We start from the raw sequence: 22,293 nt of genomic DNA on the forward strand, positions 1-22,293 counted from the left end.
CTCTTTTTTTATCTGTATTTTTCGTCATCATAAAAAACACCGCCCTTCTGATATTTATTATATCAGAAAAGCGGTTCCAACAATAGCAAAACCCTGCAAAAGCAGGGCTTTGTCTACAGTCTGACGTCACTTCCCGGGAAGGAAGTGGCGTTTTTGCTTAGAAGAAGATTTATATTAATCTATTTAAAAAAGATTTCCGATGCCGGTAGACACCAGGAAAAGGATCAGCATTACCACAGGTACTACAAAACGGATCATAAAGCTGTACAGGCGGGCACGACCAAAATGTTCCCCGTTTCGTTCTACCTCACTGATAATATATTTAGGACCGATCACCCAGCCCACCAGAATACTGGTAAGGAAGGAGATAAACGGCATCAGGAAGCTGTTGCTGATATAATCCATTACATCCAGCAGCTGTGCAGTGGCACCATTTGGAAGTGGCAGTTCAAAGTACAGTGCATTATATCCAAGACAGATCAGCACAGCTGTAATAAGAGAATAGATCCCGATCATGCTGCACATCTGTTTACGGGTTTTATGGAAGATTTCCATGCAGTTAGCAACCAGGGTTTCCATAACGGACACGCAGGAAGTAAGTGCAGCAAAGCCCATCATTAAGAAGAAAGCAATGGCTGTTATTTTTCCTACAGGCCCCATAGCTTCAAAAACCTTAGGCAAAGAAATAAAGATCAGGCTTGGGCCGGAAGCCATTCCATCGGTGCCCAGGAAGACAAATACTGCAGGGATGATCATCATACCAGCCAGGAAAGCCACACCTGTGTCAAATATTTCAATCTGGTTAATGGATTTATTCAGATTTACATCATCTTTTACATAGGAGCCGTAAGTGACCATGATACCCATGGAGACACTTAAAGAAAAGAATAACTGGCTCATAGCATCCAGAAGGATTTCAAGGAAGCGCTTTACAGTCAGACCGGAAAAATCAGGATACAGGTATACCCATAATCCCTGAAGGCCTGTACGTACTGTGCCGTCTGTATCTTTTTTGGAAAGAGTCAGGGAAAAAATGGCAATGACAAGGATCAAAATGATCAGTCCAGGCATGATGAAGCGGGAGAATTTTTCGATTCCCTTTTCTACGCCACGGTATACGATCCAGGCTGTCAGTGCCAGAAATATAAGCATAAAAACAATAGGTGAAACCTTGGATGTAATAAATGATGTAAAATAGCTGTCCTTGGAAAGGGCAGATCCATCGGAAATAATATATTCACAGAAATACTTGGTGATCCATCCGCCGATTACAGAGTAATAAGTCATGATCAGGGCAGGTACAAGGAATGTAAGATATCCAAGGAATCTCCACTTAGGATGCAAAGTGCCAAATGCCTTCAGGGCATTTTGTTTAGTCTTTCTTCCGATGGCAATGTCTGTGGTAAGCAGCACAAAGCCAAAGGTAAGCACCAGGATAAGATAGATGATCAGGAAAAGTCCGCCGCCATCTTTAGCACAAAGATAGGGAAAGCGCCAGATATTTCCTACGCCTACTGCACTTCCCGCAGCTGCCAGGACAAAGCCGATAGAATTACTGAAGTTACTTTTTTTCTCTTTCATTGATATTACCTCAATTCATATTCTTTTGTTAAACGACTGATTTTTGACAGACATTTATAATATTTAACTTTTATTTTAATATACAAGGAATAAAATGTAAACAAAGAGGATTTCATGTAAGGAGATTTATTTGTAAAAAAAATTTGAAATATTATATTTTGGTCAGATATATGATATAATGGTGGTGTCCGGAAAGCAGAAAGTGTTTTCTGGATATTTTTATAAAAAAATGATAGTGAAGCTGCAGGATCCTTTAATTAGATCCTGGCATATTTTTGGAGAATAGATGATGGAACAGGAGCGATTGATTTTTCATGTGGATGTAAATAGTGCTTTTCTTTCCTGGGAAGCAGTACGCCGGGTAAAAGAAGGGCTTCCGGATCTGAGGGAGATCCCTTCTGCGATTGGCGGAGATCCCAGGACCCGGACAGGGATTGTGGTAGCCAAATCAATTCCTGCAAAAAAATATGGGGTATGTACAGGGGAGCCTGTAGGGATGGCTCTCAAAAAATGTCCTGAGCTGGTAGTTGTGCCGGGAGATTTTAGCCTGTTTTTAAGGTGCTCCAGGGCCTTTAAGGAAATCTGTGCATCTTATGCACCGGTAATGGAATCCTTTTCCATTGATGAGGTTTTCCTGGATATGACAGGTACATCCCTGCTTTATCCGGATCCTGTAGCCCTGGCCTGTGAGATCAAGGACAAGATCCACAGAGAACTGGGGTTTACTGTAAATATAGGGATTTCCGTAAACAAGCTTCTGGCTAAGATGGCTTCTGATTTTGAAAAACCGGATAAAGTCCACACCTTATTTCCGGAGGAAATCCCCACAAAGATGTGGCCGCTTCCTGTGGGGGAGCTTCTTTTCCTTGGAAAAGCATCCCGGCGGAAACTGGAGGAGGCTGGGATCCACACCATCGGTGATCTGGCACATGAAGATGAATCCCATATACAGATGCTTTTGGGAACAAAGAACGGACATCAGCTGTATCAGTATTCCTGTGGGAGGGATGACTCTCCTGTTCGGGCAGAAGCAGAAGAAAGCAAAGGGCTTAGCGTGGAGACCACATTTAATGAGGATCTTGTTTCGAAGGAGCAGGTCTTTCAGGTGCTTTTGGCCCAGTGTGACATACTTGCAGCCAGACTTCGGAAAAAAGAAAAGAAATGCAGCTGTATTGCGGTTTCTTTCCGTACATTGGATTTTAAAAACCGTTCTCATCAGATGACCATTGAAAGTGCAACAGATATTACGGATGAGATTTTCAAATATGCACAGAAGCTTTTTCTGGATTTCTGGAAGGGGCAGCCTTTACGTTTGGTGGGGGTTTCCCTGACAGGACTTAACGATGGGATGTATGAGCAGATGAGCATGTTTGAAGATACCAGGGACAAAGAGAAAAGACGGAAGCTGGATGCTGCCCTGGATTCCATACGTTTGAAATATGGCAATGACAAAGTGACCAGAGCCAGTATTATGAACAGCAGCGGCAGGATCGGAAGAAAAGCAAAAGCAGAGAACGGATTAGATAAGCATCGCACATGAAAGTTGGGGCCGGATAGGCCCCAACAGTTTGGAAATTCTTCGCATTTTTGAATTTGTGTTCTATGCCAGATACACGCTGCCGTTGCCTGTTCTTTAGTAAGACTGGCCGCCCTGGCTTCCGGACATCTGTCTTTCCTGGGACTCGATCATTTTTTTGACCATATATCCACCCACTGAACCGTTCTGTTTGGAAGTCAGGTTTCCGTTATATCCATCTGTAAGGGGGACACCCAGTTCATTTGCAACTTCAAATTTAAAACGGTCTAAAGCACTTTTGGCCTCTGGTACAACTGCTTTGTTAGAAGAAGTAGAATTTGTCATTTGATTTTCCTCCTTGGTTGTTTTGTTTGATGTTACATTGCTAGTATGTGCTGACCCAAGGAAAATACACTGGAAATTCCTGCTTTTTTTCAGGTTGAAAAATCCCAGATGACAGATATAGGATAAAAAATCAGTCAGCAGCTTTTGTAAGATCGGCTTTGACTGCTGTATATTTTTTTTCAGGGATCGGAAGAGTGGTGCCGTCTGTCATAGTGACCTGAAATCTTATAATCTCACGTACATGCTTCGGATTGATCAAATAACATTTGTGAATCTGATAGAACAGCTCACTGAAATGGTTTTTAATGGAAAGCAGATTGTCAATAGATTCAAAATCACCGTCCAGGGTATGGATCATGGTATGGGAGCCAAGGCTTTCCACATAAAGGATCCTGGGCCATTGCAGATATAAAAGGGATTTGTTTACGCTTTTAATGATCAGTCTTTCAGAACGGGCTTCACCGGCCAGGGTATAATGTTTATAGTGCTCATAATTTTCATCATAATGGACAGGGTAGATATTGTCACGCTCATCATAGGCGATGGCATTGGAAATGTGGCAAAGTTTGATCTGTGGCCGCCCGTTTTCTTCTACAAAGGTAAGCTGTATTCTTTGGTTTGCCCGGCTTACGCTTTTGTCCGGCCAGATGGTATCCACCAGGAAAAACAGAAGTATCTCACAGGTCTTGGCACTTCCGGCGGAAATAGGTGTAACTGTAAGATTGTTAATAATGAATTTTAAGGTTGTGATGTTCATTTCTGAAGGCTTCAATCAGCGCTGCTTTAGTGCGGATGATCTGTTTTTCGGCAGGACCGATCCACAATACATCTTTGTGGCAGGATTCCAGAAAGAGCCGGATATCGTTATTATAATAATTGGTTAGTATAGTTGCTGCAAATTTTGCGGTTTCCTGTATATTCATACCCATCCTCCTGTATTTTATAATCTGCCATACATAAGATACCAGGGCAGGATTGTGGGAGCGCATAGCACGAAGCAATCCGTAGGTATCATAATTGGTAGCTTTGAATCCATATCTGGATTTGGGTGTTTAACACACTTATGATAGTACCATAAATTTGAATATACAGGCAAGAAATATCCGTGCAAAAATTGGAAAAAATCACCTAAAATCTGTACAAGTATGCGAAAAAAATGTGAAGAATCAAAACAGAAACAGTTGTTCGAGAAAAGTTGTAACTTTTAGATTCTTGTGCTATAATGAACAAAACTATTGAGAAAAGGAAAGTATAGCATGTCACCATTATTAGCAATTCTGTTAGGAATTATACAGGGGATCACCGAATTTCTCCCGGTAAGCAGCTTTGGCCATCTGGCTACAGTAGAGAAGCTTTTCGGCGCAGAGAGACAGGCAGGTGTTCTTTTTGAAGTGATGCTGCACACAGGTACGCTTGCAGCCATATTTGTTGTTTTCTGGTCAGATCTTAAAAGGATAGGAGAAGAGCTCCTTGGCATGGCCATGGATCTTGCAGGTAATCTTAACCTGTATATACATAACAGAAGGACAGGAGAGCATCTGCATTATGCAAAGATCGTATATGGCACATACCGTAAGTTTGCAGCACTGATCCTTGTATCATCTGTTCCTACAGCGGTTCTTGGTTATACCTGCCGCAGACTGGCTGCAAAGGCGGCTGTTTCACCACTGCTTCCGGGGATCTGTTTTTTGATCACAGGGATTTTCCTGCTGGTAACAGATCTGGGTCAGGCAGGCATGAACAAGACCCCCAAGGAAGCCGGGTACGACAGTGCCATGTGGATGGGGATCTGCCAGGGACTGAGTGTATTTCCAGGGATTTCCAGAGAAGGTATGACCATCTGTGCAGGACTTCTTTGCGGGCTGAGCCGTAAGTTCGCTGTGAAATATTCCTTTATTATGAGCGTTCCGGCAGTGGCAGGTGCTCTGGTCCTGGAGCTTGGTCAGTTTGCATCACCTGGAATGACAGTAGGACTTGGTTTTACCTATATTCTTGGGATGCTGACTGCAGCTGTGACTGGATTTTTTACCATCCGGTTTTTGCTTGTTATCCTTCAGAAGACAAAGCTGCGTTATTTTGCATTTTACTGCTTCCTGGCAGGGATTATTGCACTGGTAATTAATTACAGGTAGAGAATTCAGCAAGAACGCAGCATGTATTTTGAATAATTAATTTAGTAAAGGGGAGTTTGTTCACTGATGGCAGGTTCTAAGACATCCAAAAGACGTACATCCGGGCGTACAGCCAGTTCAAAAAAGAAAAAGAAGCAGGCAGCAGCCAATGGATTTCAGAATGATATTATCCTTCTGGTGATCCTGGCTGCGTCCATTATCCTTCTTGTAAGCGATTTTGGTCTTGGAGGCATTGTAGGCAATGGGATCAGCAGCTTCTTTTTTGGCATTATGGGAGTTCTGGCTTATGCATTTCCTGTAGTATTTTTCATTGGAGCAGCCTTCCTGCTTTCCAACAAAACCAGCCTGCTTGCCCGGAAAAAGGTAGCTGCAGCAGCTGTCTTTTTTCTTGCATTATGCGGACTTGTGCAGCTGGTCACAGAGGGATATATCAGCGGGACCACACTGGAGGATTATTACAGGGAGTGTTCTGCATACCATACCGGAGGAGGCCTTATCGGTGGTGCGATCTGCATTTCCACCACTTCTGCATTTGGTGCGGTAGGAGGCTGTGTGATCATCGTTATGGTGCTGATGGTATGCCTGGTGCTGATCACCCAGAAGTCCTTTTTCGGATTTGTTTTCCGTGAGTTTGACCGCTTGATGCTTTTGATCAAAGGCGGCAAGGACAGCTATTTGGACGGCCGTCCTGACCGTGAAAAGGCCAGGGAGCTTCGTGCAAGGGCAAAAGCACAGGCTAAGCAGGAAAAGCGTGCACAGAAAGTCCGCAGGCTGGAAGAGGCTATAGAGTCAGAGGAACAGGAAGATAGAAGAAATGGTGCTGCTTCCAGGCATCATGAAAAGCGAAATGACAGACCTGGCCCCAATACCTTTGTTGTAGAGGCACCGGAGCGTGACCAGGGACAGCTGGAGTTTTCCATACACCGGGCTGAGCCTGTTCAGATACAGGAAGACAGCAGTGATAATATAAGACCTGAGGCTTTGGCGGAGGAAGCCCAGGCTTTGCCGGAAGAGAAGGCCGCAAGGCAGCCCTCTAAGAACCCTAAATCCTCCAAGAAAGAGATTGAGAATGGGATTCGCAATATCCAGCATGAGATCAACAGCAAAGAAGGGGAAGTTAAGAAGGAATATCAGTTTCCTCCAATGACTCTGTTAAAGAAGGGCAGTGGCAAATCCCAGGGGGATTCGGATGCCCATCTGCGAAAAACAGCCCAGAAGCTGCAGGAAACCCTTCGCAATTTTGGAGTGAATGTAACGATCACAAATGTAAGCTGCGGTCCTACTGTTACCAGATACGAGTTATCACCGGATCAGGGTGTGAAGGTGAGCAAGATCGTAGGACTTGCAGATGATATCAAGCTGAATCTTGCTGCTTCCGATGTAAGGATCGAGGCACCGATCCCAGGTAAGGCAGCAGTAGGAATCGAAGTGCCTAACAAAGAGAACAGTCCGGTTATGTTAAGGGATCTTCTTCAGTCACCGGAGTTTCAGAATGCAAGATCAAAGCTTTCCTTTGCTGCAGGTAAGGATATTGCAGGCAAGCCGGTAGTAACAGATATTGCCAAGATGCCCCATCTGCTGATCGCAGGAGCTACAGGATCAGGTAAGTCTGTTTGTATCAATACACTGATCATGAGTATCCTTTACAAGGCAAAGCCAGAAGAAGTAAAGATGATCATGATCGATCCAAAGGTGGTGGAGTTAAGTGTATATAACGGGATCCCTCATTTGTTTATTCCTGTGGTAACAGATCCTAAGAAGGCAGCAGGCGCCCTGAACTGGGCGGTATCAGAAATGACTACCAGATACAACACCTTTGCAGAGTATGGAGTACGTAATCTGGAAGAATATAACCGTAAAGTGGATTCCATGCCTGCGTCTCAGGACGAGGCAGCACCTGAGAAAATGCCTCAGATCATTATTATTGTAGACGAGCTTGCAGATCTTATGATGGTGGCACCTGGAGAAGTGGAGGATGCCATTTGCAGGCTGGCACAGTTGGCCCGTGCAGCAGGGATCCATCTGATCATAGCTACACAGCGTCCATCTGTAAATGTTATTACAGGCCTGATCAAGGCAAATATGCCTTCAAGGATCGCTTTTTCCGTTTCCTCTGGTGTGGATTCCAGGACGATCCTTGACATGAACGGAGCTGAGAAGCTGCTTGGAAAAGGAGATATGCTTTTTTATCCACAGGGCTATCAGAAGCCTGCCAGACTGCAGGGAGCTTTTGTTTCAGATGAAGAGGTGAGTGCAGTGGTGAATTTCCTATCTGACAAGAATCCTGCAGTTACCTACAGTTCCCAGATCCAGCAGCAGGTTGATACACCGGTGATGCCTGGTGCAGCGGCTGACCGGGATGACAGAGATATATACTTTGAAGAGGCTGGTAAATTGATCATCGAAAAAGAAAGAGCGTCCATTGGTATGCTCCAGCGGATGTTTAAGATCGGGTTTAACCGGGCGGCAAGGATCATGGATCAGCTTACAGACGCCGGAGTAGTAGGTCCTGAAGAGGGTACTAAGCCCAGGAAGGTACTTATGAGTAAAGAAGAATTTCAGTCTTATATAGACGGAAGCTCACAACAATAAAAGGAGGATTTTACAAATGGTAAAGCATATTGTAATGTGGAATTTCAAAGAAGATGTTCCGGAAGGTGAGAAAAAGGCTATCAAAGAGAAAGCCAAAAAAGAACTGGAAGCACTGGTAGGTGTTGTACCTGGTCTGATCAGCGCATTTGTGATCACAGAGCCGCTTTCTTCCAGCAGTCATGATTTCTGTCTTGTTACAGAATTGGAGACACCGGAAGCATTAGCTGCTTATGCAGTGAATCCAAATCATCAGAATGTAGCAAATACATACGTCCGTCCATATACCTGTAATCGTGCAGCTATGGATTATATGATGGACTAATAGAAGTAATATAAAAATGGAAATTCGTATTTTATCAGTAGGGAAAATAAAAGAAAAATATTTGAATGATGGGATCGGGGAGTATGCGAAAAGGCTTGGCAGATACTGCAAGCTTAAATTTATCCAGGTACCGGACGAAAAGACCCCGGATAAGGCCTCAGAGGCTTTAAATACCCAGATCAGGGAAATAGAAGGGGAGCGGCTCCAGAAGCACATCCGGGAGCAGGATTATGTGATTGCATTGGCTATTAACGGGAAAATGCTTGATTCTGTCCAGCTGTCAGAGAAGATCGCAGCCTTAGGCGTACAGGGAACCAGCTCCATCACATTTGTGATCGGCGGATCCTTAGGCCTTTCGGATCAGATCCTTAGGAGGGCAGATTACAGTCTTAGCTTTTCGCCAATGACCTTTCCACATCAGTTAATGCAAATGATCCTGTTGGAGCAGATCTACCGCTCCTTCAGGATCATCAATCATGAGCCATATCATAAATAAATGGGAATCGTTATCAGATCCCACTGATGCGGATCGCCTCAACAGCTTCACGGATCTTCTCAGGCGGGAGTACTAATGCAAAACGTACATAACCTTCTCCGTGAGGTCCGAAGCTGGATCCTGGTGTTACGATCACCCCTGCTTTTTCCATAAGCTCCATACAAAATGCCATACTGTCCATACGGCCGCCGGGGATCCTTGCCCACACAAACATGGTACCTTTGCCATTAGGCATTTCCCAGCCAATTTCGTGAAGACCATTGCAAAGGGCGTCACGCCGTTCCTGATACATGCGACATTGCTCCGTTACATTGTCCAGAGGGCCGGTAAGCGCTGCGATAGCAGCCTTTTGCAATGGCAGGAACATACCGAAATCGATCTGGCTGCGAAGTTTTCGAAGGGCAGCAATCACTTGTGGATTGCCAATCAGGAAACTAAGTCTTGCGCCTGTTACATTAAAGGATTTGGAAAGACTGAAAAATTCAACACCTACTTCTTTTGCACCTGGTGTAGCTAGGAAGCTTCCGCCGTATACACCATCAAAAATAATATCACTATAGGCATTGTCATGTATGATCAAAATATTGTATTTCTTTGCAAAGGCTACGATCTCTTCATATAAGCCGGGGGTTGCGATACTGCCTACCGGGTTTGAAGGAAGAGAAACCACCATATATTTTGCTTTCTGTGCAATATTTTCAGGGATTCCATTTACATAAGGCAGGAAATCATGCTCTGCTACCAGCGGATAGTAGTAAGGAGTTGCACCGCCAAGCTTGCTGCCAGCTGCAAAAACCGGATAACAGGGATCTGGCAGGAGTACAATGTCTCCTTCGTCACAAAGAGCCATACCCAGGTGTCCCATACCTTCCTGGCTGCCATATACAGACATTACCATATCCGGGGTAATACTTACCTGAAAACGCTTCTGATAATAAGCACAGACAGCATCAAGAAGTTCCGGCAGATCCCGCAGGCTGTACCGCCAACTGGAGTCCTCCTTTGCTGCTTCTATCAGTGCTTCTTTGATATAATCCGGTGTATGGAAATCAGGCGTTCCAACACTCATATTATAAATTTTCTTACCCTGCTGTTCAAGCTGGATCCTTTTGTTGTTCAGGGCAGCAAAAATCTCATCCCCGAATAGTTCCAATCGTTTGGAAAACTGCATCTTAAGTTCCTTCTTTCCTAAAATATTGGGTCGGGCTTTATTTTATCATCCTGTTTTTTATCTGACAAGAGAAAATGATTCAGATTCTGGCTCTTATTTGCATCTGCAGTTCTCATTTACCAAGGAAAAAATAGGGATTGTTTCAAAACATAAATGTATGTATAATTAAGAGAATATTTTGAGGGTGGCGAAAGGAGAACAAAAAGAGCAGTGAAAGATTATATGGCACCTATGGAGGGGATCACCAACCATGTTTACCGCAGTGCTTACCATCGGTATTACCATCCTATGGATAAATATTTTACCCCTTTCCTGTCAGCCAAGCCGGATAAGAAATTAAGTTTTAAGGAAATCTGTGAGGTTTCTCCTGAAACAAATGAAGGGCTTCATGTAGTTCCTCAGATTCTGGCAAATAATGCAGATGATTTCATAAATACAGCCAGGATCCTGCGGGATAAATACGGACATAAAGAGATCAATCTGAACCTGGGATGCCCTTCCGGTACTGTAACAGCAAAAGGAAAGGGGGCTGGCTTCCTGGCCTTTCCCCTGAAGCTGGATCGTTTTCTGGAAAAGATCTATGAAGGTCTGCCGGACATGGATATTTCCATAAAAACAAGGGTTGGCTTTGATGAGGAAGAAGAGTGGGATGCACTTTTTTCCATATATGAGAAGTATCCGGTAAAGGAACTGATCATCCATCCAAGGATCCGTCAGGATTTTTATAAGAATCAGCCAAGACTTCAGGCTTACCAAAAAGCATATGAGAAAAGGACGCTTCCGCTTTGTTATAATGGAGATCTTTTTACCAGGGAAGATTATGTACAGATATCTGGGCAATTTCCGGATACAGAATGTTATATGTATGGACGGGGGCTGATCACAGATCCGGGGCTTGTAAGTCAGATCAGGGAGGGAAGCCATCCGGATAAGGACCGGCTTTCTGCCTTTCATGAGGAGGTTTATATCCGTTATCAAAAGCTTCTTTCCGGAGAGAAAAATGTGCTTTTCCGAATGAAAGAGCTATGGTCTTATATGGGACTGTCTTTTACAAATTATGAAAAATATCTGAAGAAGATCCGTAAAGCCCAGCATTTTAAGGAATATCAGGCTGCTGTTTCCAGCCTTTTTGCAGAACAGGAGCTGATATTTGGCAGTAAGGATGACACATCCGGTGAAAATGCAGCAGGAGAGAATACTTCAGTAAAGAATATACCAGGAGAGAATACATGGAACTAGATACAGCCAGATTGGAGAATTTTATTGCAGATTATCCTATATATGAGTATCGTATCCTGGATGCCGGGGCCATTGCCATTGAAGAACGGGTTCGGGTGATCTGCAGACAGGAATGTGAAAGATATGGAACTACCTGGGCGTGCCCGCCTGGCGTAGGAAGCCTGAAAGAATGTGGAGATAAGATCCACAGCTTTTCCAAGGGGATTTTCTTTTCCAGTGTGGCAGAGGTATCGGATCTCATGAATATGGAGGAGATGCTTTCAACCCGCCATGCCCATGAGGATCTTACCGGACAGGTTGGAGAATTTCTGAAAAAGGAAGGCTTTCAGATCTATATTCTATCTACAGAATCCTGTGATATCTGTCCTAAATGCGCCTACAAAGAAGGCAAACCCTGCAGGTATCCGGATCGGATGCATCCCTGCCTTGAGAGCCATGGAGTGGTAGTTAGTGATATTGTGGAAGAACAGGGCATGGAATACAATCTTGGCGGGAATACTATCTTATGGTTTTCACTGATCCTGATCCGCTGATGGCTTTACCTGTATATTTTGAAAAACAGATGCATACAATGTTGAAAAAGCCGGGAATGAAATGCCATGGAAAAAAGGCTGAACTGGAAGGATAATCTGGTAAAAGCTGCCGGGATCCCGGAGGATCTGGCTTATGGCCAGCCTGTGGTTACAGTGACAGGGCATAGGCGGGCTGTGATCCAGAACTATCGTGGTATTCTTTTATATACCAGTGAAAAGCTGGTGTTACGAACATCCCATGGTATAGTAACGGTCTGTGGCAAAGATCTTCAGATCTTATCCTATTGTGGAGATGAAATGGAGATCACAGGATGGATCGGTGATATCCACCTGGGATAACCGGCTGGCAATGAGAAAGGTGCAGCTGTAAAGGGAGTATACAGCTGCGAAAGGGTTCAGATATGATGAATCTGTGGAAGGGCTTTGTATGGATCCGTATCTGTGGCGGTGAGCAGGAACGCTTCCTCAATCTTTGCAGGGCAAAAGGTATCATCCTGGAAAAGCTTTTCTTTACCCAGGGTGAGCTTTGGGCAACTGTTTCTACCAAGGATTTTTTCAGACTTTCCCATGTACGGAGAAAAGCAAAAGTACATATTCATATATTAAAAAAACAGGGAATGCCCTTCTTTTTTCTCAGACTGAAAAAAAGAAAGGCGTTTTTTCTTGGAATCCTTTTATGTATCAGTATACTGATTTTCTTCTCTGGCCATATATGGAATATCCATATAGAAGGGAATGTTAAGAACAGTTCCGGGCAGATCCTGGATTTTCTTGCAAAACAGAATGTTTATCACGGAATGAGTATCCGTCAGGTAGACTGCAGTTTTCTTGCGGGGCAGATCCGAAAAGAATTTACAAATATGATATGGGTTGCTGTCCGCAGGGAAGGTACGCAGCTGCTGATTTCTGTAAAAGAGGGCATTTCCAAGGAAGAACCGGAGAAGGAACAGATACCATACAGCCTTGCCTCAGGCCTGGACGGTGAAATCGTAAGAATGATCACAAGAGCAGGGACTCCCTTGGTGAAGACTGGGGATATGTGTGAAAAAGGGCAGCTCCTGGTGCAAGGACAGGTGGAGCTTGTAAATGACAGCCAGGAAATTACAGGATATGACTACGTCTGTGCGGATGCGGATATTTTTGTCCGACATGAGATCTCCTATTATGATCAGTTTTCCATGAAAAATAAGCAGGCAGTTTACACAGGAGAAAGGAAAAAAGGATTTTTCATAAAAGCAGGTCCTTTTTTCTGGATGTGGGGCACCAGTCAGAAGCAGGACAGCAGCAGATTTACAGAAGAACAAAAGATCTGTCTTACCGAGAATTTTGTGTTGCCCATCTCTTACGGCTTTGCAACAGATGAGAAATATCGGATCCAGACAAGGATCCTTACAGACAAGGAAGCCAGGAAAAAGGCAGTTCTTCATATACAGCAGTTTGAAAAAAAACTTCTTAAAAAGGATATTGAAGTGATGGAAAACAAGGTGAAAATTAAAACAGACCAGGAAAACTGTACAGCCAGCGGTAACCTTGTAGTGATAGAAAAAACAGGAATCCGGGTTCCTGTAGAAAAAAGGGGTTCCAATATCCTGAAATAGTGTTAAAATGTAAGCAGTGCCTGCTTGCTGGGCGCAATGGAATATACGAGAAAGGACAGCACAGATGGCAAGCAATATTATTGAATTACACACCCAGATACCGGCAGACCTGGAGGGCAATGTATTTGGACAGTTTGACGGGCATCTGAAGCAGATAGAGAGGACACTGAATGTAACTCTGATCTCAAGGGACGGTTTTCTGAAGATCATTGGAGCAGAAGGCTGTGCCGCACAGGCCAAGCAGCTGATTGAAGAGCTTGTAACCCTTGCCAAAAGAGGCAATGTGATCACAGACCAGAATGTAAATTATGCGCTTTCCCTGGCTCTTGAGAAAAGAAATGAAGTGATTACGGAGATTGATAAGGACTTTATCTGTAATACCATACAAGGGCGTCCCATCAAGCCTAAAACCCTGGGACAGAAGGAATATGTGGATCAGATCCGCAAGAAAATGATCGTATTCGGTGTGGGTCCGGCAGGTACAGGTAAGACCTATCTTGCTATGGCCATGGCAGTTACTGCCTTCCGCAATGAAGAGGTAAGCAGGATCATTCTTACCCGTCCTGCCATCGAAGCAGGAGAAAAGCTGGGATTTTTGCCTGGCGACCTGCAAAGTAAGGTAGATCCTTACTTAAGACCACTTTACGATGCATTGTATCAGATCATGGGGGCTGACAGCTTTGCAAAGAATATGGAGAGAGGTCTGATCGAGGTGGCACCCCTTGCGTATATGAGGGGACGTACCCTGGATAATGCTTTTATTATCCTGGATGAAGCACAGAATACCACGCCTGCCCAGATGAAAATGTTCCTTACACGTATTGGATTTGGTTCCAAGGTGATCGTTACAGGAGATGCATCCCAGAAGGATCTTCCAAGAGATGCGGTTTCCGGTCTGGATGTGGCTATGAAGGTGCTGAAGAAGATCGACGATATCGGTTTCTGTGAACTTACCAGCAAGGATGTGGTTCGTCATCCACTGGTTCAGCAGATCGTTCAGGCTTATGAGAATTATGAAAAAAGACAGCCAAAGCAGGATAAAGGATCCAAATACGATGGAAGACGTAGACATGGAGGACAATAAAATGGTATCTGTACAATATGAATGTGAAACAGACATTTCTCTGGAACTGGACTGTGAAGCTCTTGCAAAGAAAGTGGCACAGTCTGTACTGGAATTGGAGAACTGCCCTTATGATAGTCAGGTGAATCTTGTTCTTACAGATAATTCGGGGATCCATGAAGTGAACCGGCAGTTCCGTGGGATCGATGCACCTACAGATGTGCTTTCTTTTCCTATGATTCCTTTTGAAACGCCTGCAGATTATCAGATCCTGGATCAGGATGAATCCTTTTTTGATCTTGATACAGAGGAGCTTCTTCTTGGAGATATTATGATCTCTGCAGAAAGAGTGATCAGTCAGGCTGAGGATTATGGACATAGTATCAAAAGAGAATTCTGTTTTCTGGTAGCTCACAGCATGCTCCATCTTCTGGGATATGATCACATGGTTCCGGAGGAAGCTGCCATTATGGAGCAGAAGCAGGAAGCAGCACTTGAGAAACTTGGGATTACACGTTAAGTCTGCGTATCAGGTATAATTAACAGGACTTATGCCACTTGTTCAGCAACAGTAAAGGAGAAAAAAATGAAGAAAAAATTATTCAGAATGCTTACCGGGTTGATTTTATCCTGTTCCCTTGCAGGAAGCAGCACAGTTATGGCTCAGGAAGCAGACAGTTCAGATACTGTGAAGAGTTACCTTACAGGAGAGGATGTACCGGCTTCCATTGGACGGAGAAGACCTGTGGCAGTGATGCTTGGCAATGATCGCAACGGCGCGCCACAAAGCGGGCTTACCAATGCAGGAGTGATCTATGAAGCACCTGTAGAAGGACAGATTACAAGATTGATGGGTATTTTTGAGGACTATGACAATCTGGAGAAGATCGGCTCTGTCCGCAGCTGCCGTGATTATTATATTTTCTATGCCAATGAATTTAATGCCATTTATACGCATTATGGACAGGCTGCTTATGCACTTCCTTATCTTGAGCAGCATGCTATTGACAATCTGAATGGACTTACCATGGGATCAACTGCATTCTTCCGTACTACAGACCGTCAGGCACCTCATAATGCATATACTACACCTCAGCTTCTTCAGAATGGCATTGATGCCATGGGATACAGTCAGGAATACAAGTCTGATTACACAGGTCATTATCTTTTTGCAGAAGACGGCACAGAGACTACTTTGGACAATGGTACTGCTGCCAATGTGGTGAAGCTTGACAATTACGGAGACAATCACCCCTGGTTTGAGTATAACGCTGATACCAAGGAGTACAGCCGTTTTCAGTTTGGAGAAGCACATATTGATGAATTGAACGGACAGCAGCTTACCTGTGACAATATTATCCTTCAATATTCTGCATATAAGCCTTACGATTCTAATGGTTATCTGAATGTGGATGTGATGACACCCGGACAGGGCAAGTTCATTACCAGAGGCAAGGCGATTGATATCCGCTGGGAGAAGGATTCTCCATGGGGTATTACTCATTATTATGATGCCAATGATCAGGAGATCCGTCTGAATCCTGGTCGCACCTGGGTTGCTATCATCCAGAATGACAAGGTGGATTCCATTTCTTACCAGTAAGATCTTGCCAGAGGTGAGACTGCATAATCTTTAACCTTAGCGCTGATACTATCAGAAAAAGGAGCGATTCTCATGCGTAAATTTTTCTGTTGTATCAGCGTATTTTTTATTTTAGGGATCCTGTGCCTGGGATATTATCTTACTTATACAGGTGGGAAAGATGTATCCCAGGGCCTGGCCCTGGGGCAGATCACTACAGGCAGGTCTGTCAATGCAGGAGAAAAAAAGGGCGAATATGGGATTTATTATCTGCAGCTTGAGGGAGATACGGTAGTGATCTATGAAAATAACAAACAGACCGTATATGATAGGATCCCTATTCACCGGGATAGCCTTCCAAAGGAGCTGCTGCAGCAGCTGAAAAAAGGAAAATATATTAAGAATAAGAGAGAATTATACGCATTTCTTGAAAATTATTCCAGTTAATAAATATGAATTTTTTCTGAAATTCCTTCCAGCTGCTGAAAAATCATAGACGAATGACGCAAAAAGGTGTAATATAATTTGATGAAATAAAGGGTAAAAGCGTATTGGAGCAAACAGGAAGATGAATTACAGAGAACGACTGAAAGATAAAAAAAGAATTGTTATTAAGATCGGCAGTTCTTCCCTTACACATGCAGCCACAGGAAGGCTGGACCTGCTTAAGATGGAGGTGCTGGTGAGGGAACTTGGAGATCTGCGCAATCAGGGTAAGGACGTAGTCCTTGTTTCTTCCGGAGCCATTGCAGTAGGGGCAGCGGCTCTGGGTATGAAGGGCAAGCCTTCCGATCTCCGTGTGAAGCAGGCATGCGCTTCCGTAGGCCAAGCCAGACTGATGCTGATCTACCAGAAGCTGTTTTCGGAGTATAACCAGATGGCAGGCCAGATCCTGATGACAAAGAATACTATGGTTAATAATGCTAATCGAAGGAATGCACAGAATACATTTAACGAATTACTTTCGTTAGGAGTGATTCCCATTGTTAATGAGAATGACTCCATTTCTACATATGAAATGCAGTCTCTTGAGAAATTCGGTGACAATGACACTCTTTCGGCTGTGGTTGCTGCATTGATCGAGGCAGATCTTCTCATTCTTATGTCTGATATCGACGGTTTATATACCGACGATCCTAATTCCAATCCGGATGCAAGGTTTATAGATACTGTAGATAATTTTGACGAACGCATTTTGAATATGGGGAAGGGTTCATCTACCAGTAATGTGGGTACAGGCGGGATGGCTACTAAGCTTACAGCTGCAAGGATCGCTACAGCTGCAGGAGTGGATATGGTGATCGCCAATGGAAGTGATTTTCATAATATCCATCGTGTCACCAAAGGAGATGACTGTGGAACTTTGTTTGTTGGGAAGAAGCAGGAAGAATTCTTCCTGATCGACTATATCGAAAAGCTTTTATAAGGAGAGGATTATGGACGCACGTAAGATAGACAGGATCAATACTCTGGCTCATAAGGCTAAAAGCGTTGGTCTGACAGATGAAGAGAAGAGAGAACAGACACTTCTTCGTGAGGAATACCTGGAGTCAATAAGGGCAAGCCTTCGTTCAAGGCTGGACGGTATTGATATTAAAGAGGCTGACGGAAGTATAACGAATCTTGGAGAAAAATATGGAAGAAAAAAAGGTCATTAGAAAAAAGATATTTGCTATCCGTCAGGATATATCTGACCAGTGGGTACAGGATATCAGTATAGAACTTTCCAAGCATTTGATCGATCTTCCGGTTTTCCAGCATGCAAAGAAAGTGATGATCTACGCAGACTATCATCATGAGGTGAAGACAGATTATATCATCAGGGCTGCCTGGGAAGCTGGAAAGCAGGTGGCAGTTCCCAAAGTGGTGGGAAAGGAGATGGTTTTCCATCTTCTCACAGATTTTAAGCAGCTAAAGCCAGGGTATTTCGGGATTCCGGAGCCTGTATCCGGAGAAGCCGTCTGCTGGGATGAAGCACTTATGATCATGCCGGGAGTTGCCTTTGATAGAAAGAACCACAGAATCGGCTATGGCGGCGGCTTTTATGACCGGTACCTTGAAAAGCATCCGGGGCTTGATACCGTTGCACTGGCTTTTGATTTTCAGATAAAGGATCAGGTGCCCTGTGAGATCACAGACATCTGCCCACAGATTATTGTTACTGAGACAGAGACTCTGTTCAGAAGGGAGGACTAGACATGAATGAAATGCTGGAAATACTTGGGAAAAATGCAGTAGATGCAGAGAATATCCTTCGCAATCTTTCAACCAATAAGAAGAATCAGATCCTTCGCCAGGCAGCAGAGCAGCTGGTGAAGGATACAGATAAGATCCTAGCCGCCAATGCCATTGATGTTCAGAAGGGCAGGGAGAATCAGATGTCGGAAGGCCTGGTAGACAGGCTTATGCTGGATGCTGAACGGATCAAAGGGATCGGAGAGGGATTGCGCCAGGTGGCTGACCTGGATGATCCTATAGGGGAAGTGCTTGGCATGAAGAAGCGGCCTAATGGCCTTCTGATCGGACAGAAAAGAGTGCCCTTAGGGGTTGTGGGGATCATTTACGAAGCTCGTCCCAATGTGACTGCAGATGCCTTTGCCCTGTGCTTTAAGACCGGTAATGCGGTGATCCTGAAGGGAGGCAGCGATGCGATCCACTCCAACCAGGCAATTGTAGAATCGATCCGTAAGGTGCTTGCAAGGAACGAAGTGACAGAAGATGCCATTGCCCTGATCCAGGATACTTCCAGGGAGACAGCTTCTGAATTTATGAAACTGAATCAGTATGTGGATGTGCTGATCCCAAGAGGAGGAAAGGGTCTGATCCAGGCAGTGGTGAATAATAGTACCATTCCTGTGATCGAGACAGGTACAGGCAACTGTCATATTTATGTGGATGACAGTGCAGATCTTTATATGGCTGCTGATATCGTTATGAATGCAAAGACCCAAAGAGTAGGGGTATGTAATGCCTGCGAATCCCTGCTTGTCCACGAACAGGTAAAGGACGTGTTCCTTCCTGTACTGGCAGAGAGACTTCGTCAGAAGCATGTGCAGATGCGTGCAGATGAGGCGGCACGGGCACTGATCCCGGATGCTGTAGCAGCTACGGAAGAGGATTGGGGCAGGGAATACCTGGACTACATCCTGTCCATTAAGGTGGTGGGCAGCGTAGACGAAGCGATCGCCCATATTAATAAGTATAATACCAAACATTCAGAAGCGATCATCACCAATAATTACGAGAATGCCCAGAGATTTCTGGATGAGGTAGATGCAGCAGCTGTCTACGTGAATGCATCTACCCGTTTTACAGATGGCTTTGAATTTGGCTTTGGAGCAGAGATCGGCATCAGTACCCAGAAGCTTCATGCAAGAGGTCCCATGGGACTTAATGCACTGACCACTACCAAGTATATAATATATGGAAATGGTCAAGTTCGTTGATTTTTGGGGACAGGTATGCTATACTTGACCCAATGTTAATATTTTAAGATGTTGCTCTTTACGAGGAGGACTAGCAATGAAGAAAAAACAACTTTTAGCTTTTATGATGGCGGGAGCCTTATCTGTAAGCGCTGTTCCGTATTCTGCTTTTGCAGAAGAGGGCGCTGCAGCAGTATCCATAGATGAAACAGCAGTAGCAGCGGAAGCCCCGGCGACGGATCCGGCTGCTGCAGCTAATACAGAGGGACAGGCCACAGGGGATGCTTTATCAGCAGCTCCGGCTGCAACGGAAGCTCCGGCTGCAGACCAGGCTGCCGCTACAGATACTACTCAGACAGATAATACAGTTACGGAGACACCTGCCCAGACAGATCCTAACGCCCAGGCAGGCACGGATGTCCAGCCCACAGAAGATCCGGCAGTACCTGACACTACACAGAATCCAGACAATACCCAGGATACAGACAGCATCCAGGATGCAGTGCAGGATATCAAAGAAGATAATACAGCTGTAGATACTGCCAATGATGGCACGAATGGGGGAACTACAGTAGATGAGAGCCTTCCGGTTCATGTGATCGATCCAGCAGATGGTAAGACGATCTCAGCTACCTATAACACTTTGCAGGAAGCTATTGATGGGATCGCAGACGGATCCAGTACAAAGGATCAGCCAGTGAAGATCATATTAAAGCAGAATATTGAGATCAACGCTGCTGTAGCAGTTGGGAATAAGCATGTGATCATTGCAGCAGGTGAAGCTGATCTGACTGTGAAGCGTGCAGCGGATTATACTGGCGATCTTTTTACCGTTGATGAGGGCTCCCTTCAGTTTGCAGCCGGTGTGAAGGATGATTCCACTGTATGTAAGCTGACGGTAGACGGCGGTCAGGCAGAGAATGTGACCGGTGCGCTGGTACATATTATGAAGCCGGCTGGTACATTCGGCCTTCAGTCAGGTGTAACCCTTCAGAACAATAAGACAAACGCAGCCGGCAGTGCCATCTTAAATGAAAATGGCGGTACCATTGTACTGACAGGCGGTACGATTATTGGTAATGTTTCCACATATACAGAGGCAGACAAAGCAGCCGGTGGTGCTATTTACAGTACAGGCCTGATCACGGTAGCTGCATCTAAGGATGCTGCAGGCACAGCTTCTCCTGCCACTATCCTGATCAAGGACAATACAAGGACAGATGGTTCTGCAGGCAATATTGTATTAAATGGCGCAGGTGCATATGTACAGATGCAGAGCACTGTACAAAATTCTGAGATCCATATCACATCCACTGCAGGGCTTGCCCAGAATCAGCCATTGGTAGTTTCTGCGGCGGATGTTAGCGGTGCACAGGTTGTCACACCGGCGGATATGATTGCTTCTGCAGCACAGATGACCTATGATGATGCCAATTATAAATTACAGTCAGATCCTAATACAGGTGCTGCATATCTGACGTCAGCCACACCAGTTCCTACAGCCATACCGGTTCCTACAGCCACACCGATTCCTACTGTAGATCCGAAGCCTTCGGATGTGCCCACAGCCACAGCTACACCTACTCCTACACAGGCAGTGAAGAAGATGAAGCTTTCCAATAAGCAGAACATCAAATGGACAGGCCGTGAGAAGGCCATGTTTAAGTTTACTGCAGACAAGAATGGACGGTATTATATCGCCTGGAACCAGGACAAGAGCAAGATTCCTTCCTTTAAGGTAAGCGATGCCGTCTCTTCATTTGCAGCAGATCAGACTGTGACTGTAAATGTACCTAATATTACTGCTGAGGATGGTAAGGATGTATATGTATATCTGTTTGCTGTTGACGATAATAATGTAAAGGCTACTCCTCTTCGTTATACACTGAAGGCAAGTGCCCGCCCGGCAGCAGCTGTAGTTACCCGTGAGCCAATTGTTCCCAATGTAACAGAGAGCATTGTCCAGGGTCTGGATAAGGCACTGGAGTTCTATCCTAACCAGTTCTACAAGTTTACTGTGATCGGTGCAGGTACAGCAAGTACTGCAGAGCAGGTGAAGAGCCCTGTAGAGGGAGACGTTCAGTGGCGTCCGATCTATTGGAGTACATCCAAGAATCCATCAGCCAAGAACCAGAACAAAGAATGGCAGATCGGTGCCAAGAATGGTATCAAAGAAGCCAAGACCTTTAAGCTGTATGTATTCTTCCAGAAATATGTATATAATGGCAAAGAATGGCAGGCAAGTGATACGGTTCAGTCAGCTGCCTACACCTTCAGATCCGCAGAGATCACCTTTGAGCCTTCAGGCACTCCATCCGGCACACCGTCAGCAGGCAGCGGCGGTTATTATGGAGGCGGTGAGACCGGTGAGGATACAGATGGCGATGGAGGAAGCGATGCAGCAAGCCGTGATGGAGATGATTCCGACACAGGCAGTACATCTTCCGCATCCAATGCTTCCACAGCAGATAACTCACCTATCGGTGCTATGGTATCCCTGGCAGCCCTTTCACTTCTGGCAGGCGGCTATGTGATCGTAAGAAGACGTAAAAGAGCGTGATCTATTATAACTTGTGTATATCAGCCTGAAGCTTTATGCTCCGGCTAAGATATCTACAGATTCTTTTAAGAGACAGGTCTATTGGCCTGTCTCTTTTCATATACTTTTATGAATGATTTACGGCATTAGACAAGGAGG

The 22,293-nt window shown here is 44.7% G+C and carries 23 protein-coding genes; 18 read left to right on the forward strand and 5 right to left on the reverse strand.

The features are described from left to right. Positions 1-183 precede the first annotated feature (183 nt). Positions 184-1,581 carry a sodium-dependent transporter gene (locus OCV61_RS05275; protein WP_158420914.1) on the reverse strand — a complete coding sequence of 466 codons (1,398 nt, stop codon included), beginning with the start codon at positions 1,579-1,581 and terminating at the stop codon, positions 184-186. 286 nt (positions 1,582-1,867) lie between these two features. Between OCV61_RS05275 and OCV61_RS05280 the strand changes: the two genes are divergently transcribed. Next, positions 1,868-3,121, forward strand: coding sequence for a DNA polymerase Y family protein (locus OCV61_RS05280; RefSeq protein WP_158420915.1), 1,254 nt, complete (start codon positions 1,868-1,870; stop codon positions 3,119-3,121). Between the two features lie 93 nt (positions 3,122-3,214). On the opposite strand, the gene OCV61_RS05285 is transcribed toward OCV61_RS05280, so the two are convergent. The 3 genes from OCV61_RS05285 to OCV61_RS05295 form a co-directional block, all read right to left on the reverse strand. Further along, positions 3,215-3,442, reverse strand: a complete 228-nt coding sequence (locus OCV61_RS05285; protein ID WP_158420916.1) for an alpha/beta-type small acid-soluble spore protein — start codon at positions 3,440-3,442, stop codon at positions 3,215-3,217. 130 nt (positions 3,443-3,572) lie between these two features. Next, positions 3,573-4,199: a LytR/AlgR family response regulator transcription factor gene (locus OCV61_RS05290; RefSeq protein ID WP_158420917.1), complete on the reverse strand. Its 627-nt coding sequence runs from the start codon at positions 4,197-4,199 to the stop codon at positions 3,573-3,575. Beyond that, positions 4,168-4,365 (reverse strand): hypothetical protein, encoded by a 198-nt coding sequence (locus OCV61_RS05295; RefSeq protein ID WP_158420918.1) that lies wholly within the window; start codon positions 4,363-4,365, stop codon positions 4,168-4,170. The genes OCV61_RS05290 and OCV61_RS05295 overlap by 32 nt, the downstream gene beginning before the upstream one ends. Positions 4,366-4,698: 333 nt before the next feature. On the opposite strand from OCV61_RS05295, the gene OCV61_RS05300 reads away from it, so the two are divergent. From OCV61_RS05300 to rlmH, 4 genes are all read left to right on the forward strand, one after another. After that, positions 4,699-5,574 carry an undecaprenyl-diphosphate phosphatase gene (locus OCV61_RS05300; RefSeq protein ID WP_158420919.1) on the forward strand — a complete coding sequence of 292 codons (876 nt, stop codon included), beginning with the start codon at positions 4,699-4,701 and terminating at the stop codon, positions 5,572-5,574. A gap of 66 nt (positions 5,575-5,640) precedes the next feature. Then, positions 5,641-8,166 (forward strand): FtsK/SpoIIIE family DNA translocase, encoded by a 2,526-nt coding sequence (locus tag OCV61_RS05305; RefSeq protein WP_158420920.1) that lies wholly within the window; start codon positions 5,641-5,643, stop codon positions 8,164-8,166. 16 nt (positions 8,167-8,182) lie between these two features. Then, positions 8,183-8,488: a Dabb family protein gene (locus tag OCV61_RS05310; RefSeq protein WP_158420921.1), complete on the forward strand. Its 306-nt coding sequence runs from the start codon at positions 8,183-8,185 to the stop codon at positions 8,486-8,488. A gap of 16 nt (positions 8,489-8,504) precedes the next feature. Continuing rightward, positions 8,505-8,984 carry a 23S rRNA (pseudouridine(1915)-N(3))-methyltransferase RlmH gene (rlmH, locus tag OCV61_RS05315; protein WP_158420922.1) on the forward strand — a complete coding sequence of 160 codons (480 nt, stop codon included), beginning with the start codon at positions 8,505-8,507 and terminating at the stop codon, positions 8,982-8,984. Positions 8,985-8,997: 13 nt separating this feature from the next. Here the strand turns inward: rlmH and OCV61_RS05320 are convergent, their stop codons facing one another. Beyond that, positions 8,998-10,155, reverse strand: a complete 1,158-nt coding sequence (locus OCV61_RS05320; RefSeq protein WP_158420923.1) for a pyridoxal phosphate-dependent aminotransferase — start codon at positions 10,153-10,155, stop codon at positions 8,998-9,000. A 210-nt stretch (positions 10,156-10,365) separates the two neighbouring features. Here OCV61_RS05320 and OCV61_RS05325 point away from each other — a divergent pair, with 210 nt between their 5' ends. The 13 genes from OCV61_RS05325 to OCV61_RS05385 all read left to right on the forward strand — a co-directional run bounded on the left by OCV61_RS05325 (position 10,366) and on the right by OCV61_RS05385 (position 22,155). Then, positions 10,366-11,394: a tRNA dihydrouridine synthase gene (locus tag OCV61_RS05325; RefSeq protein ID WP_173728374.1), complete on the forward strand. Its 1,029-nt coding sequence runs from the start codon at positions 10,366-10,368 to the stop codon at positions 11,392-11,394. Beyond that, on the forward strand, positions 11,385-11,927 hold the full coding sequence (locus OCV61_RS05330) for a DUF2284 domain-containing protein (protein ID WP_158420924.1): 543 nt from the start codon (positions 11,385-11,387) through the stop codon (positions 11,925-11,927). The genes OCV61_RS05325 and OCV61_RS05330 overlap by 10 nt, the downstream gene beginning before the upstream one ends. A gap of 66 nt (positions 11,928-11,993) precedes the next feature. Beyond that, the gene (locus tag OCV61_RS05335; RefSeq protein WP_158420925.1) at positions 11,994-12,266 is read left to right on the forward strand and encodes a YabP/YqfC family sporulation protein; all 273 of its coding nucleotides are present in this window, start codon (positions 11,994-11,996) and stop codon (positions 12,264-12,266) included. 62 nt (positions 12,267-12,328) lie between these two features. Then, the gene (locus tag OCV61_RS05340; protein ID WP_158420926.1) at positions 12,329-13,525 is read left to right on the forward strand and encodes a sporulation protein YqfD; all 1,197 of its coding nucleotides are present in this window, start codon (positions 12,329-12,331) and stop codon (positions 13,523-13,525) included. A gap of 64 nt (positions 13,526-13,589) precedes the next feature. Beyond that, positions 13,590-14,609, forward strand: coding sequence for a PhoH family protein (locus tag OCV61_RS05345; protein WP_158420927.1), 1,020 nt, complete (start codon positions 13,590-13,592; stop codon positions 14,607-14,609). Continuing rightward, entirely contained in the window at positions 14,581-15,108 is a 528-nt protein-coding gene (ybeY, locus tag OCV61_RS05350) for an rRNA maturation RNase YbeY (RefSeq protein ID WP_262582696.1), read from the forward strand. Before OCV61_RS05345 ends, ybeY begins: the two co-directional genes overlap by 29 nt. 66 nt (positions 15,109-15,174) lie before the next feature. Next, positions 15,175-16,191, forward strand: a complete 1,017-nt coding sequence (locus OCV61_RS05355) for a DUF3048 domain-containing protein (protein WP_262582697.1) — start codon at positions 15,175-15,177, stop codon at positions 16,189-16,191. A 72-nt stretch (positions 16,192-16,263) separates the two neighbouring features. Beyond that, entirely contained in the window at positions 16,264-16,617 is a 354-nt protein-coding gene (locus tag OCV61_RS05360) for a hypothetical protein (RefSeq protein WP_158420928.1), read from the forward strand. A 121-nt stretch (positions 16,618-16,738) separates the two neighbouring features. Then, entirely contained in the window at positions 16,739-17,596 is an 858-nt protein-coding gene (gene proB, locus OCV61_RS05365) for a glutamate 5-kinase (protein ID WP_158420929.1), read from the forward strand. A gap of 10 nt (positions 17,597-17,606) precedes the next feature. Beyond that, positions 17,607-17,828 (forward strand): DUF896 domain-containing protein, encoded by a 222-nt coding sequence (locus OCV61_RS05370; RefSeq protein WP_158420930.1) that lies wholly within the window; start codon positions 17,607-17,609, stop codon positions 17,826-17,828. After that, positions 17,806-18,366: a 5-formyltetrahydrofolate cyclo-ligase gene (locus OCV61_RS05375; RefSeq protein ID WP_158420931.1), complete on the forward strand. Its 561-nt coding sequence runs from the start codon at positions 17,806-17,808 to the stop codon at positions 18,364-18,366. Before OCV61_RS05370 ends, OCV61_RS05375 begins: the two co-directional genes overlap by 23 nt. An 11-nt stretch (positions 18,367-18,377) precedes the next feature. After that, a complete protein-coding gene (locus OCV61_RS05380) occupies positions 18,378-19,616 on the forward strand; it encodes a glutamate-5-semialdehyde dehydrogenase (RefSeq protein ID WP_334292245.1) in 1,239 nt (412 codons plus the stop codon). 76 nt (positions 19,617-19,692) lie between these two features. Continuing rightward, positions 19,693-22,155: a hypothetical protein gene (locus OCV61_RS05385; RefSeq protein ID WP_158420933.1), complete on the forward strand. Its 2,463-nt coding sequence runs from the start codon at positions 19,693-19,695 to the stop codon at positions 22,153-22,155. Positions 22,156-22,293: the final 138 nt, after the last annotated feature.

This window comes from Blautia ammoniilytica (assembly GCF_025566965.1).
Lineage (GTDB): Bacteria > Bacillota > Clostridia > Lachnospirales > Lachnospiraceae > Blautia_A > Blautia_A ammoniilytica.